General features: G+C 47.8%; 13 protein-coding genes and 1 riboswitch. Of the genes, 9 read left to right on the forward strand and 4 right to left on the reverse strand.

The features are described 5' to 3' along the window. Window positions 1-63: 63 nt before the first annotated feature. Window positions 64-257, reverse strand: a riboswitch (cobalamin riboswitch). A gap of 107 nt (window positions 258-364) precedes the next feature. Together BUA34_RS10915 and BUA34_RS10920 are read left to right on the forward strand one after the other, a co-directional pair. Continuing rightward, entirely contained in the window at window positions 365-1,486 is a 1,122-nt protein-coding gene (locus BUA34_RS10915; protein ID WP_072829484.1) for a radical SAM/SPASM domain-containing protein, read from the forward strand. Between the two features lie 26 nt (window positions 1,487-1,512). Beyond that, a complete protein-coding gene (locus BUA34_RS10920) occupies window positions 1,513-1,725 on the forward strand; it encodes a hypothetical protein (protein ID WP_072829486.1) in 213 nt (70 codons plus the stop codon). Window positions 1,726-1,727: 2 nt separating this feature from the next. Here the strand turns inward: BUA34_RS10920 and BUA34_RS10925 are convergent, their stop codons facing one another. Beyond that, window positions 1,728-2,648, reverse strand: coding sequence for a DMT family transporter (locus tag BUA34_RS10925; RefSeq protein ID WP_072829488.1), 921 nt, complete (start codon window positions 2,646-2,648; stop codon window positions 1,728-1,730). A gap of 226 nt (window positions 2,649-2,874) precedes the next feature. Between BUA34_RS10925 and BUA34_RS10930 the strand changes: the two genes are divergently transcribed. Both BUA34_RS10930 and BUA34_RS10935 read left to right on the forward strand, forming a co-directional pair. Continuing rightward, on the forward strand, window positions 2,875-4,152 hold the full coding sequence (locus BUA34_RS10930) for an O-acetylhomoserine aminocarboxypropyltransferase/cysteine synthase family protein (protein WP_072829490.1): 1,278 nt from the start codon (window positions 2,875-2,877) through the stop codon (window positions 4,150-4,152). A gap of 121 nt (window positions 4,153-4,273) precedes the next feature. Further along, the gene (locus BUA34_RS10935; protein ID WP_072829492.1) at window positions 4,274-5,272 is read left to right on the forward strand and encodes a bile acid:sodium symporter family protein; all 999 of its coding nucleotides are present in this window, start codon (window positions 4,274-4,276) and stop codon (window positions 5,270-5,272) included. A gap of 163 nt (window positions 5,273-5,435) precedes the next feature. Here BUA34_RS10935 and BUA34_RS10940 read toward each other — a convergent pair whose 3' ends face one another. Next, complete coding sequence (locus tag BUA34_RS10940) at window positions 5,436-7,100, reverse strand: putative transporter (protein WP_072829494.1); 1,665 nt, start codon at window positions 7,098-7,100, stop codon at window positions 5,436-5,438. A gap of 279 nt (window positions 7,101-7,379) precedes the next feature. On the opposite strand from BUA34_RS10940, the gene BUA34_RS10945 reads away from it, so the two are divergent. The 5 genes from BUA34_RS10945 to BUA34_RS10965 all read left to right on the forward strand — a co-directional run bounded on the left by BUA34_RS10945 (window position 7,380) and on the right by BUA34_RS10965 (window position 12,054). Continuing rightward, window positions 7,380-7,928: an NUDIX hydrolase gene (locus BUA34_RS10945; protein ID WP_072829496.1), complete on the forward strand. Its 549-nt coding sequence runs from the start codon at window positions 7,380-7,382 to the stop codon at window positions 7,926-7,928. A 91-nt stretch (window positions 7,929-8,019) separates the two neighbouring features. Next, a complete protein-coding gene (locus BUA34_RS16220) occupies window positions 8,020-8,886 on the forward strand; it encodes a patatin-like phospholipase family protein (RefSeq protein WP_072829683.1) in 867 nt (288 codons plus the stop codon). Between the two features lie 152 nt (window positions 8,887-9,038). Continuing rightward, entirely contained in the window at window positions 9,039-9,905 is an 867-nt protein-coding gene (locus BUA34_RS10955; protein WP_072829498.1) for a TIGR02147 family protein, read from the forward strand. After that, entirely contained in the window at window positions 9,902-11,233 is a 1,332-nt protein-coding gene (locus BUA34_RS10960; protein ID WP_072829500.1) for a carboxypeptidase-like regulatory domain-containing protein, read from the forward strand. The genes BUA34_RS10955 and BUA34_RS10960 overlap by 4 nt, the downstream gene beginning before the upstream one ends. 2 nt (window positions 11,234-11,235) lie before the next feature. After that, complete coding sequence (locus BUA34_RS10965) at window positions 11,236-12,054, forward strand: methyltransferase domain-containing protein (RefSeq protein ID WP_072829501.1); 819 nt, start codon at window positions 11,236-11,238, stop codon at window positions 12,052-12,054. A 100-nt stretch (window positions 12,055-12,154) separates the two neighbouring features. On the opposite strand, the gene BUA34_RS10970 is transcribed toward BUA34_RS10965, so the two are convergent. Both BUA34_RS10970 and BUA34_RS10975 read right to left on the reverse strand, forming a co-directional pair. Beyond that, complete coding sequence (locus BUA34_RS10970; protein WP_072829503.1) at window positions 12,155-13,366, reverse strand: hypothetical protein; 1,212 nt, start codon at window positions 13,364-13,366, stop codon at window positions 12,155-12,157. Window positions 13,367-13,448: 82 nt separating this feature from the next. After that, window positions 13,449-15,005 (reverse strand): zinc metalloprotease, encoded by a 1,557-nt coding sequence (locus tag BUA34_RS10975; protein ID WP_254794436.1) that lies wholly within the window; start codon window positions 15,003-15,005, stop codon window positions 13,449-13,451. Window positions 15,006-15,126: the final 121 nt, after the last annotated feature.

Below are 15,126 nucleotides of genomic sequence, written 5' to 3' on the forward strand. Positions count from 1 at the left end.
ACCCACGCAAACGCGTGGCTATGCAAAGCGATGTCTTTCGCACCGTTTAACAACCCGTGGCGCAAAGCGCCCGTTGTGCCTTACAGTTCTTCTGACTCGGGGATCGCTCTACTTCCAGCCCCTTCACACCCACCTTGCGGCAAGCATTGGTTTATGCTGGTTTCGTCCTCCCTTACAGCGGCGAGACCGTTCCCGGCTTTCACGGGATTCTCTTATATCGCATCGTTAGCGACACGATACAGCGTTTTACCGCATAAGGCAATACCGAACAAAAATATAGCAATAACGGCAAGGGCATGTAACAAATATTTTTCAATTCTACCTTACAACCATTCTTTTATAGTTTCCCGAGAAAGAGGAATTTATGAGAGCGTTATTAAGTTTAACAGAAAAATGCAACCTTAGATGTACCTATTGTTATTATAACGAAAGCCAAAATGAACGATGCGCCGACATGAGCGACGAGGTCAGAGAAGCAAGCCTCCGCTATATATTAAACAAGACCATCGAATTTAAGCATGATCTCATTGCCATTACTTTTTTCGGAGGGGAGCCCCTTTTAAGGTTTGACGCCATCCGCAAGAGCGTTGATTACCTGAAAGCACTTGTGAAAAGCCGCCGTACAGAACTTCCTGAAAATTTCGAATTAAAGTTCTGCATCAATACAAATGGGACTTTACTCAACAAAGAAATTTTAGACTACATTGAGCAAGAAAACTTTTTTATCTATTTATCGCTAGACGGTCCCGCTTCTCGCCACGACATTTCAAGACGAACGGTAAACAACAAAGGAAGTTTCGAAGCTATTGAGCCGTTCATTCCCGCACTTGTAAAATTAAATGCGTTTCCAATTTCTGTCACAACACGTAAAAACATTGCTCAGCTAACAGATTCGGTAAAGTGGATTAAAGAGCAAGGTTTCTGTCAAGTTCAAAACATGGTTGATTTTGACGGGCACTGGACTCCCGAAGATATGGACGCACTCGCAGCCGAGTACACCAAACTTGCAGAATTTTGGTACAATCTCAAAAAAGAAAAAGATGAGTTTTATATACAAATTGTGCAAGACCACGTGTTATACCACGTACTCAATCTCAAAAAGAAAAAATGTTCCTGCGATATTCTCAAAGGATCCATCGGTATTGCAACGAACGGAAATGTTTTCCCGTGCAGTCGATTCATTTCTAGTAAACCAAATGCCCCCTACTTACTCGGCAATGTTCTAGACAAAGACGACCACATATACGACGGCCCAGTCGCTCAGGAAGTGTACAAATTCCTTGAAACCGACAAAAAAGAATGTGAAGGTTGTGGAATCATACACCGTTGTTCCGCGCATGAATGCGGCTGCACGGCATTCTACACAACAGGAAGCATTTGGGGCGTATCACCCGAGGTTTGCACACACGAGCGTATTTTGTGTGCAATATGCGATGAATTTGCAGCCAAGCTACAAAGCGAAGGCAAAGCAGAAGATGTTTTTTAACTTCAATCTAACCATAAGGAGATAATATGGCTGATATCAATATCAAAAAAGTAGTTGAAACCAAGAACCTGAAACAAGCGGATCTTAAAACAAGAATCGATCCGGGTATTAGCGGTGGAGAACGCGGTATTAAGCCCAGAATTCCAGAAACACCCATTGAACTTCCGAAGACTTTCCCCAATGGTGGTGAACCGCCATTGAAAGGCGTTGTCAAAGACAAGAACATTGGCAGAAGATAATTTTACTTCTTCCATTCCGCGAGCACCATGCCCGCAACGATAGCCGCCGCACCAATCAAAGCGACGGCTGTTATTTTTTCTCCGAGTGCAATCACGGCGGTAATAATCGTCACAAGCGGAATTGCATAAATGTAGTTGCTTGCGAGGACCGTCCCGATTTGCTTTAAAACTTTATTCCAAATCAAGTAGCCAAATAGCGACGAGAACACCGTAAGGCAAATAAAGTTAAACGAGACTACAGGCTCCGCAAAATTTAGCCACGGAACATCAAGCGCCTTTTGAACGCTACCGCCAGCCTCGATGAACACCGCCGGAATTGACGAAAGCGCCCCATAAAAGAACATCTTGCGCGTTATGAAAAGCGTAGAATACTTTTCATTCAGCGGACGCACAATCAAAGAATAAATCGTCCACATGCACGCCGAGCTGAATGCCAGCAAATCGCCCACCGGGGAAAGCTTCAGGATAAACTTTCCATTCAACACCACAAGCACCATCCCGACAAACGTGACAAGGCACCCGATAATTTGCCGTTTGCAAAGACGTTCGCTCTTGTAAATAAGCCCTGCAAAAATCATCGTGAGTAGCGGATTCGTACAGACAATCAGCGACACATTGCTCGACGGTGAAAGCGTCAGTGCCGTATTTTCGGCCCAAAAGTAAAGCGTACAGCCCGTGAGCCCGCACACAAACAAAATCAATTCGTGCTTCCAGTTTTCGCAACGGAACTTTTTATGGGAGGCAGCGAGGAGCAACAAGTACGTCACCACGAACCGCAACGTGAAAATCTGCACCGCCGAAAATCCGTGATTCAAGAGCACCTTCGTGCTCACGAAGCTCGTCCCCCAAAAGAGGATAGTCACGACAGCGAGAATGTGCCAAAGGGCAAGGCCGCGGGAAAATGTTGCAGAAATCTTTTTCATCGAAACAAAAGATAGAAAATACAAGCATCATTTCCTCTAACGAGCGAGAAATCCCAATTTTCCACCTTTGCTATAACTTTTTTCTATCACTATCTATAATTTTTGACTAATTATGCTTTATTTTTTTCAACCAACCCGCCTAGAGATTCACTTTACCCATAGACTCAGCTATAGAAAACAACTATATTTCACACCATAAAAAATTTATTAGAAAAAGGAATTTCACATGTCCAAAATCGAAACTCTTTGCATTCAGGGCGGTTGGCAGCCGAAAAACGGCGAACCGCGCGTTCTCCCCATCTACCAGAGCACCACGTTCAAGTACGAAACCACCAATGACATGGCCGACTTGTTCGACCTGAAGGCATCCGGCTACTTCTACACCCGTCTGCAGAACCCGACTAACGACGCCGTCGCCAACAAGATCGCCGCCCTCGAAGGCGGTGTCGCAGCCATGCTCACAAGTTCCGGTCAGGCCGCAAACTTCTACGCCGTTTTCAACATTTGCGAATCCGGCGACCACTTCATCAGCACTTCCGCTATTTACGGTGGTACGAGCAACCTCTTCTCCGTGACGATGAAGAAGCTCGGCATCGAATGCACGTTTGTGGACCAGGACGCCTCTGACGAAGAAATCGAGAAGGCTTTCCGCCCGAATACCAAGTGCTTCTTCGGCGAAACCGTTGCAAACCCGGCTGGCAAGGTTCTCGACCTCAAGCGCTTCGCAGACATCGCCCACAAGCACGGCGTTCCGATGATTGTGGATAACACGTTCCCGACCCCGATTCTCTGCCGCCCGATTGAATTCGGCGTGGACATCGTGACCCACTCCACCACCAAGTACATGGATGGCCACGCCATGGCAGTCGGTGGCTGCATCGTGGATAGCGGCAACTTTGACTGGGAAGCAAACCACGACCGTTTCAAGGGCCTCACCGAACCGGATCCGAGCTACCACGGCCTCGCCTATACGAAGGCTTTCGGCAAGGGTGCCTACATCACGAAGGCTACCGCACAGCTCATGCGCGACTTCGGTTCTATCCAGTCTCCGCAGAACGCATTCCTTCTGAACGTCGGTCTCGAAACTTTGCACCTCCGCATGCCGCGTCACTGTGAAAACGCTCTCGCCTGCGCCAAGTTCCTCAAGAACCACCCGAAGGTCGCTTGGGTTAACTACGCAGGCCTCGAAGGCGATAAGTACTACGAACTCGCCCAGAAGCAGTTCAAGGGCGGCCTTCCGTGCGGCGTTCTTACGTTCGGCATCAAGGGCGGTCGTGAAAAGTCCATCCAGTTCATGGATAGCCTCAAGATGATTTGCATCGTGACCCACGTGGCCGACGCCCGCAGCTGTGTGCTGCACCCGGCAAGCCACACGCACCGCCAGCTCAGTGACGAACAGCTCATCGAAGCAGGCGTTGCACCGGACCTCATCCGCTTCAGCGTCGGTATCGAAAATGTCGAAGACATCATCGCCGACCTCACGCAGGCTTTGGACAAGGTCTAAACAATCGTATTACACCTCAATACATCAAAAACGGCGCTGACCAATCAGCGCCGTTTTCTTATTCTCTAGCCACGCCCAGTGTATATGCCTATATTTAGGGTACTAAAAAGAAGGATATACAATGCTTAACTTAATAAGGGCTGTCAGCCGCTTTTTATCGACATACACATCGCTTTTCGTCATCGCATGTGCAGTCATCGCGTTTTTCATCCCCACGCTTTTCGGCTGGGTTCATGGCAACACAAGCTCGATTATTCTCGGCATCATCATGCTCAGCATGGGTCTCACCATCACCATGGACGATGTCCGCAACTTGATGAAACGACCCGGTGACATTTTCCTCGGCGCCGTCGCACAATACACCATCATGCCGCTCGTTGCTTTTACGCTCACAAAGATTTTCGGACTTGATCCGTATTTGGCAATCGGTATTGTCCTTGTCGGTTGCTGCCCGGGCGGTGTTTCAAGTAACGTTATGAGTTTCTTGGCTAAAGGCGACGTGACCTATTCCGTGAGCATGACCATGGCTAGTACGCTCCTTGCACCGCTTATGACTCCACTTCTGGTCCTTTGGCTTGCAGACACGAGCATCGAAGTGAACGCAGTCGGCATGTTCCTCAACATCCTTTACGTAACAGTTTTCCCGATTCTCATCGGTTTCACTTGCAACTACTTCTTCGGCAAGCGTGCAGGTTTCAAGGAATTCCAATCGAACATGCCCGCCGTAAGCGTTATCGGCCTCGCGTTAATCGTCGGTGGCGTTATCGTGACCGTGCGTCCGCAGCTCTTAACGAACGGCATGGGGCTTATCGCACTCATTCTCGCCGTTGTGTTCCTGCATAATGGTCTCGGTTACGTGCTCGGCTACAGTGTCGGTCGTCTGTTCAAGTTCAACACCGCCAAGAAGCGCACCATTTCCATTGAAGTCGGCGTGCAGAATGCAGGCATGGCAACAGTCCTCGCCGGCGCATTCTTCGCAAACCCGGAGAATCTCGCCCTCCACCCGGAAGCAGCCCTCTGCGTTGTGCCATGCGCCATCAGCTGCGCCTACCATTCCATCAGCGGCACAATCCTCGCCGGCATCTACGCGCACATGGACAAGAAGAAAACCAACGCTTAATAGCGTTCGAGGATGACAAAGCATTTGAAAAGGGCGGCCCTTTCGGGTCGCCCTTTGTTATGACCAGGAAAACGTATGTCAATACAACAAAACCAAAAATCCTCAAATGCACTCGCGGCACTTTACAAACATTCATCAAGAAGCCGCGCCACAAACCGTTCCGTCAAGATATCAGCAATATCGCTAACACCTGACCACTCAAGATTCTGAGCAACATCGTAAGCGGATAGACAGATGCGTAACCGATGTTTGTTGCTTCGGAATTGCTGAGTCCGTTTGCGAAAGCAAGTGCCGGAGGGTCCGTTGTTGCACCAGCAAGCACACCGCAAAGCGAGAGGTAATTGACCTTGAACACCGCCTTGCCCACAATCGCCACCGTCATTAACGGCACGAACGTGATGATTGCCGAGAGCGCCATGTAGTAGAAGCCATCGCCATTCAAAAGAACATCGAAGAACTTGATACCTGCATTGAGACCCACACAGCTGAGGAAAATCGTAATGCCAAGCTCGCGCAGCATAAGGTTTGCGCTATTCGCCATAAAGAAGTTGAGCGGCCCCATCTTACGCTTACGGCTAAGGATAATTGCCACAATCAACGGACCGCCAGCAAGGCCGAGCTTAAGCGGAGTCGGCATGCCAGGAATCGCCACCGGAATGCTTCCGACAATCACGCCAAGGAAAATACCAAGGAATGCCGGCAGAATTTCTGGATGGTCCAGCGCCGTGAGGGAGTCACCCAGTTCCTTTGCTGCAGCCGTAATCGCATCCGGCGTACCCACCACTAACAACTTATCTGCAAATTTCACACGAATATCGAGGCGCCCCGTAAACTTGAACCCGCCACGCGTCACACGGCTTACTGTCACACCGAAACGGTCGTTCAAAGCAAGCTGCTGGATGCTTTTTCCAAGAATTTTCTTGTTCGTCACGAGAATCGTCTTGACAGCCAAATTCGACTTCTGGAGCGTAATCGGTGTTGCCTGCTTTTCGCCAATAATCTTTTCCAAGCCCTCAATCGCCTCGGGCATTCCGACCACATGCACCAAGTCACCAAGTTCCAGCGTCAAGTCACCCTTCGGCATATTGATCACCTGGTCGCGAGCATGGCGCGTCACCACGGCACCCGTCGAAATAAGTCCCGGAATGTCCTTGATTTTGCAACCCACAAGATTTGCGTTATCTACTCGAAGCGTGCAAGACATGATTTCCTTGGACTGTTCCGCAATTTCCTTCTGGTATTCAGCAGCAGCGGTGTCCGGTTTTTGCTTAAAGAACACACGCACAAGAATCATCACAAGAATAATACCGATTACACCGAACGGATAAGCGACTGCATATCCCACACCCGTCAAAGAAGCATCTACACCCGCAGCCGTGAGTGCCGAATTTGCAGCACCAAGCGAAGGAGTGTTCGTCACAGCGCCGCAAAGCATCCCGATCAACACAGGAACGTTGTCATGCATACTCGTCGTAAAGTAGATGAGGACGGTAGCAAGTACGCCCAGAAGGACAATGCTCACTGCGAGAATATTGAGCACCAACCCGTGTCGCTTTAGGGAGTCTATAAAGCCCGGGCCTACCTGCATACCGATTGTATAAACAAACAAAATAAGACCAAATTCTTGCATAAAGTGGAGTACGCTGGGCTCAATCCGCATTCCGATATGACCGAGCAGGATTCCCACGAACAGAGCACCAGCTCCTCCAAGGCTAACGCCTTTAACTTTGATTTTCCCCACCATGATACCAATGGCAGCAGTAAGGGAAATAACCAAAACTTGTTGTCCGACGGAAGGTTTAACGAGTAAGTCAATAAGCCAATCCATATACCATCCTTATTTTGCGCCCCAAATGTAGCATTGGAGATTGATAATGACTAATAGATTATTTATATTGTATTAATAACTAAAAATGATAGATAACGCACTTACGCCATCTGCTCCCCCTACAATGTTATTTACTAATATAATTTAGCCCTACAAAAACGGCAAATTCCATCCACTTTACTTTTAGCAATTCGCCCCTAAGAACGCGAAATAAACGCTACATTTCTATATTGTTTTGCAATTAAACCCAGTACTTTCGGTAAAATCAAGGCGGCACAAATGGCAGAAGAAATGATCGACATTCTGAACAGCGACGGGACTCCGGCAGGGTATGCACGCGGTAGGACAGAGGTCCACGCCAAGGGGCTTTGGCACCGCACGGTCCATATTTGGGCATTTGACACCCGCGGCAGAATCGTTTTCCAGCTCCGTAGCCACCTCAAGGAAAACAATCCGAACTTGCTCGACACAAGCTGTGCAGGGCACATTACCGCAGGCGATGACAGCCGCAACGCCGCCATTCGTGAACTCCGCGAAGAGATGGGCGTCGAAAAACGTCTGGACGATCTCGAATATCTTTTTGAAGCAACCCACGAGAACGTTCTGAACAACGGAACGTATTTCGACAACGAGTATTACGATACTTTTAAGATTATTTTGTCCGACGAAGAAGCCGCGCATTTAGTTCCGCAACCGGGTGAAGTTGACGATTTCGTTTGGATGACACCGGCCGAATTCCTTGAAAATCACGCTAAAAAAACCGAAAAATTTGTAGACCACCCCAAAGATTATGCTTGGATTCGTTCCATTTTAAATACGCAAAAATAAGCATTAAATAGTTAAAACAAGTCCACATTTTATATACATTTTTTAATGGGTTCGGGTTGATATGTTAGGATTTTTACGGGGGATGGCATCCATGAAGTACAAAAACACAGCCATCGTTGTAGAGGGCGGCGGTTTACGCGGAGCGTATTCCGGTGGCATTCTTGACATTCTTGCAGACAAAGAAATTAAATTTGGAGGTGCGGCGGGCACATCTGCAGGCGCCATTCATTTGTGCAGTTTTTTATCAGGGCAAATTGGCCGCAACTTTCGCGTCGACACAATTCACTCTAAAAGTCCACGTTACATGAGCTTTAGAAACCTGTTATTCACAGGTGATTACTTTGCTTTCGACTATTGCTACAAACAAATTCCTTACAAGATCGATCCGTTTGAATTTGACAAGTTCACCGAGCAATGCCAAGAGACCGAATTTCATGTTTGCATGACAAACGTGGAAACAGGCCTTGCCGAATACCCACGCATCACCGACTACCGCAACGAAGACGAGATGAACAGCATCCGCGCTTCAGCAAGTCTCCCGATTCTGAGCAAAATGGTTGAAATTCACGGCAAAAAATACCTTGACGGAGGTGTTGCCGACAGCATCCCGTTCGAACGCATGCTCAAGAACGGTTTTGAACGAGTCGTCGTTATCCTTACGCGCCCGCTCGGCTACCGCAAAAAAATCAACAAGGCGCTCCCGCTTGTAAAACTCGCCTACCGCCATTACCCGAAATTCGTCAATGCGATTGCCACGCGCCACATCCGCTACAACCAGGCGCTGGACAAACTCGCGAAGCTCGAAGCCGAAGGAAAGGCGTTCATCTTCCGCCCGAGCAAGCTCATCAAGATTTCGGATATCGAATCAAACAAAAAGAAAATTGCGGAACTTTATGAACTTGGGAAGCAGGACGCTCACGCGAGAATGCCAGAACTGTTGAAATTTTTGGAAGACTAGGGGATTTTTCAGCCCCGGTCCGAGACAAAAGTTCCCATTTTTTGCACTTATTTCGGCATTTTTCTCCATTTGTTGAACATTTTGCAACAAAAAACAACGTTTTCACAACACCAATTCACAACATTCAGGCATTACTATGGTAAATTTATAGTATGCCCGAAGTATTAGACTATCTGGAATACCGCGAGTACCTGAAGGACTGGTTTGTCGAGACTAAAAAAGACAACCCGTTCACTTCGTACCGCTATCTCGGCCAGAAAACCGGCGTGGATCCGGCCTGGCTTGTCCGCGTTTTCCAAAAAGAAGGCCACCTGAACGAGAGCACGCTGCCCGTGTTCATCAGAATTTGCGGCCTCGACGACAGACGGGCAGAGTATTTCAAGACACTTTACAGGTTCAACAAGACCAAGGCAAAGCAGACGCTTTCCGAGCTTTACTACAAGCTTTTGGAACTCCGCTCGCTTGAAACACGCGTGCTTTCTGAACCGGAACTCGCGTATTTTGGCAGCTGGGCATGTGCAGCGCTCCGCGCCCTCATCGGCATTACGAAGGACACGAGCGACATCGCAAGCCTCGGCAAGCACTTGAACCCGCCTATTTCGCAGGATGATGCCCGTAATGCGCTCGGCATCTTGAAGCAACTTGGGCTCGTCGTTCCAGACGGCACCGGCGGTTGGAACATCACCGACCAAATTATCAGTACCGGCGGAGAAGTCAAAAGTTCCGCAGTCCGCAGTTTCCACAGACACACGATGGAACTTGCACAGGAATCGCTGGACCGCCACAAGCCCGAAGAACGCGACATTTCGAGCGTGGTATTCACCGCTGATGAATCCGACTTGCCCGAAATCAAGCACAAAATTGAAGAATTTCGCCGCGGACTTTTGCAGTTTGCCCGCAAGAGCGAACGCGCCGACCGCGTTTATGCACTGAATATCGCTATGTACCCCCTCTCCGACAAGGTAGCCGACCCGGCAACAGGCCCTACCTCGCCAGAAAACAACGGAGGTGCAAAATGATTTTCAAAAAGAAATTATATATTAAGGGTATGGACTTGAAGCAGAACAACAACAGACGCATGATTTCGCTGATTGCACCGCTTGCAATCGGGTTTTCGCTTTGCGCCTGCGGTTCTGACAATGTTGCTGGTGGCGGTCCGAGCGGCACAGAAGCCGGAAACGCCATAACTGCACAGATCCTTATTGCAGATGCACCGGCCGCCAATGCCCGCATCAAGCTCGTCGAACATAATAGCCTTGACGGTCAAGGCTACACGGCAACCACAGACTCGAACGGTTTTGTCTCTATCGAGCACGTCGCCATCGGCAACTACACGATGGAAGCATCCCTCAACGAATCCGCACTTGCACTCCAGATTCCTGTGGATGTCAAAGACACCGTAAGCGATGTCACATTGGGCCAGCAGAATCTGCAGAAGTCCGTCTTTATCGGCGGTTCCATTGCCGACTTTATCGACGACACGACTGAAAGCCTGAAGAACATGAACGGTTTTGTCAAGTTCCGTGGTCTCGATCATTCTACCGCCATTACAAACGGCAAGTTCCAGGTATTCGGCCTCCCGGCAGGACACCTAAACATGGTATTTATCCCGGCTGAAACCGTCGACACGGTAAAAGTCTCTGTCGAAACGGACGCAGGGGATTCCATCACTACGCTCAAGCCGAAAACTCCGGAACCGGAAAAAGAAACTCTCGTCATAGATGATTTCGAAGATGGAGATTTCTACCACAATCTGGCCAAAGAATACACAAATTTCATGTTCGGCGGTGGCCAATGGGCGATAATGAACGATCCAGCGGTAGTAAACGTCGATTCAGTGCCAGGCTCATTCAAAATTACCCCAGTTGCAACATACACCCCGTTCGGCGGTTCTCCTTTTACCGCAATCATTCAAGATGATGGAAACGGAGGCAAGGAAGTCCACTGTACAATAGAATTTCCAGACACATCCGTGTACAAACAGGCCAGCATGATCATGAAAGTGGATATCGGAAATGCGGGCTCAGCCTATGACCTAAGCCCGGTCGATACGATCGCTTTTGATACATGGGGTCAGGGTACTGTGTATTTTGCAATACTTGATATCACTCAAACAGATATAGATCCAACACTTGGCGGTGCCGCATATACAATCGGCAAAGCCCCGATTGAACTCACTGAAGAAAAGAAGAAATACAAGTTCGCACTTGCCGACATTCTCCCCGACGAAGAAAAACGCAAGAAAGTATCGACAATTGGAATTTCATTCCGCTACAATACGGAAATCCATTTTGACAATCTTGAATTCATCGGCAATAACTTGCTGAACATTTGGAAGCGGCAGTAACAATGCCGGGTGCAAATTCAGTAACATCGAATCAAGAGACTCTACACAAAGATCTTGAAGAAGTTGTCCGCAAATATGCGCGGACAACTTTTTTGCGTCCTATCGCAGACCACACGCGAGAAGCATTTGCTGAAGTCAAGACTTTTGTAGAGAAATTTTACGGGAAAAATGGTGACCCCGGAACAGCGTCCGGGGTGACAAATGCAATACGCGATGGCGCCCCCGGTGCAAATGCGGAGACTGCGCCGCAAGCTGTAATTTTAGATTCTGGTTGCGGCACGGGTGAAAGTACGATTCATATCGCACGTCGCTTTCCAGGCATTCCCGTCATCGGGATAGACAAGTCCTGCGCGCGTCTCAACAAAGCAGGTAATCCATCGCAGACAGCAGGCGAAGAAGTCCCTGCAAACGCATTCTGGATTCGAGCAGAGCTTTTGGATTTCTGGCGGCTTGCATTGGAACACGTTAAAGCCGGCAAGTGGACAATTCCATACCATGCAGTGTATTATCCGAACCCGTGGCCCAAGCAGAGCGAAGCCACGAGGCGTTTTCACATGCACCCGATTTTTCCGACACTCCTTGCGCTCGGAGAAACGATTGAACTCCGCACGAACTGGGAAATCTACGCCCGTGAATTCGCAGAAGCCGCAAGAATTGTGTTTGAAGAAAACGCTATCAACGAGACTGCCGCACATCTAGAGGTCCAACCGCAAATCACCTGCGAATCGTTCGACCCAAGCGCCCCAGAGACCGCCTTCGAGCGCAAGTACAAAGAAGCCCGCCAAGAGTTATGGCGGGTGCTCGTGGCGTTGCCACAGTAGTTGGCAGAACTGAGAAAAAAGGCGATTCCGGCTTACTTCGACTTCGCTCAGCACAGGCTCCGGCCGGAATGACAATGCAACGTTTTCTAAGCTCTAAGTTCTACTTTCTATCCTTCATCCAGTTGGCGATGAACTTCAGGTTTCTCGTAAACTTGACATCCATTTCTGCACCGGGCACCACGATAAATTCGGTAAGCCCATACTTTTCACCCCTGCTGCCCCAGTCATACGTATAACCCAGGCGCGTCCACGGGCGAGCATCCGGCCCTTCATAGCATTTCGATGCATGAGCATCAAACCAGTTCTTGAACCACATTACACGTTCAGTAACTTCGGCATCGTTTCCGTATTCACCTTCAAATGCCGTACGCATGTCATAAGCCTTCACATCGGGCACATACGCCGGTCGCATCAAGTCGTTCGGGCTCACCCACAAGAATGCCATGTGCGTATATTTTGATGTTCTCGGTTCACCGAACAACTGCTTGAATCTCAAATCCCAATTGCGTACACCTTCCTGATGGTCATGGAACCAAAGCAGAAGTTCCTTTTCGTTCACGACCCAGACCACGCTATCGGACTTGACTAGTTCACCATCTTTGTAAGTCTCGGCATCAGACGTAAGCGTTACCACGAGGAGTTTTGATTTGTCAGCATTCCATGTAACCTTATCGCTGTATTCATCAAGCGTCACGACCGTGAACTTTTCTTCTTCAAGAGCTTCGGACGCATCTTTTACGGCTGCAGCAAATTTCACATCCAAAATAGAATCTCGATTGACCATAGCAATCTTTTGGCCCTTGTTGTCAAGGATATCGCAATAAGGGATGCTATCAGTATTTACAGCAACTTCGGCCTTGGCAAACTGTTCTCTCAAAAGTTCACCATTATAGGTGAACAAAGTATCGCCATCCATAAACGAAATCACAACCTTGCAGAATCCCTTATCCGGAATCACGACCGAAGTCGGGAAACGTTCATTTCCGGCACCAGCCGTATCGAGAGACATCGTATTTTCGTTTTCACCGCAAGTGTATTTGTATTCCGTAAGCGTTGCTACACCCGGTTTCATTTCGCTAAAGAACACGTTTTCTTGTTCACTGCTGAACGCGGGCTTTACCACGATGGACGTACCGCCAAGCATAACCGTGTGCGGAATGCCCTCGCCACAATAATAGGCAGGCTGGCGGAACACACCAATGATACCCGTTTTTCCTTGAAAGTTTTCAGCCTTGGAAACACCGCTCTTTGTAAGCGAACAACCAAACAATGCAAGAGCAATGGCGCTCCCCAGTATATAAATGTTCTTCATCCTATTCCTCATCCTGATATAACAACGTTAAGCGTATTTCAATCGAAATATAGTTAACTCGTTTCTTTTTTCAGGAAAACGTCTAGCGGAACTGCACGCGTTTTGCAAGCAACATTCGACCATTGACGTCAAGTTGGACAAAGACGGAACGATTTTCCCCAAAAATATTCACCGATGCAAACGAGCCTTCGAACGTATGCAAACCGAAAATGTTTCCCAAAGCATCGTAGAATCGGAGAGTCTTTTTACCCGACACAGGAACTTCAACATTCAACATTCCGCGAGACACATTCATTTGCACTCGGTGTCTTTCCTTTTGCACAATCGAAGTGATGCCACTGCTAGACGATACAGAACTCGACGAAGCAATTGAACTTGACGACGCGACAACTTTTTCAGGGCATTTGTCAAGCGATTTGGAACTTTTCACCGTAAAGCAAACACGGTCATCGCCATCAAACACGAGATTGAAAATTCCATCAATCTTTGCCTTGCCACTTTTGTTCACAAACTTAAAATTTGCAAAAGAATCCTGATTTTTGCTGAGCACCGTACGAACTTCGACTCGTTGGTGATTTAAATCGCCATTCGGGTCATTACTAAAGAACACATCGTAATCATAATCGATGTACCAAATCAAAACCCCGTTCTTGCCTTGTTTTCCGCTATAAGACGAACTTCCTATCTTGGAATCAAATCCCACTGCCGGACGATACTCGATTAAAAAATACTCATCGCGTTTATTCGGGTTTGATACAGCATACGCTTGCATTCCCGAAAGATTTTTCAGTTCGTAGACGCTATCCGTATTTGTAATTTCAGTCGGTTTGAGCCACCCGACCGCTTCACGTTCAAATGATGAAAATGTCGGCGGATAACCGCCATTTCCATTACGCAACCCTAAAGCCATCACGTCATACGGAAGCGGGCCAATTGTTGCATATCCCTGTTCATCAGCGCTATATGTATCTTGAAGTCCAATCACGTGGCTAAATTCATGGACGAAGGTGCCAAGCATATTGACATCTTTTGAACTCGTCGATGAAGCCTTACCTTCGGCTTTCTGCGATATAAACGCGTAGTTGTTAAACGTATAGCCGTTCTTTGTGTAAGCTCGCTTGGCGCTATATTGCAACTTGTACTGGTGATTAAAAAAACTACTGTTTTGCGCAAGCGCCTTTTCTCTCGAAAGCGGATGCAAAATGATAAACGGAATTTCTTTTTCGTATTTGCTTGCGCGGGCTTTAAAATCAGACCGTTCAACAAGAATATCAATTGCAGGTAAAATAAGTTCGCTATCGCTATTGTAATTGCTAAAATTTTTCGGAAGCGTTATAGGATAAATATCAAATGTCGGTTTAAATTGTCCGGCGGAGCTTTCAACAAAGTAATCATAAGCACTACCGTAATTACCATTGTCCTTGAAACCCTTTTCATTGAACATCCTGTGCATAAAAGCAGAATCCAAGGCCTTGTAATCTGATGTTGAAACAAGCATCACCGGGAAATAGCGTTCTCCAGAAGAATAGACTTCGGCATCGTTGCTGGAACGGATTTTTGACATCCCGTTCGGAGTGCGAGCAGGGAGCATATCATCGGTGTAGATGATTTTTTCCATCACAATGTTGTCTTCGGACACAACCGACTGTGCCCACGCCAAAGACGTGGAAAACAAGCAAATCCCAAACAAACCCATCCCAAATGTCGAACGTACATACCAACTCATAGTAATGAATATAAAATTAAATTCATCAAAAGGA

The sequence above is a fragment of the Fibrobacter sp. UWB12 genome, from assembly GCF_900142485.1.
Lineage (GTDB): Bacteria > Fibrobacterota > Fibrobacteria > Fibrobacterales > Fibrobacteraceae > Fibrobacter.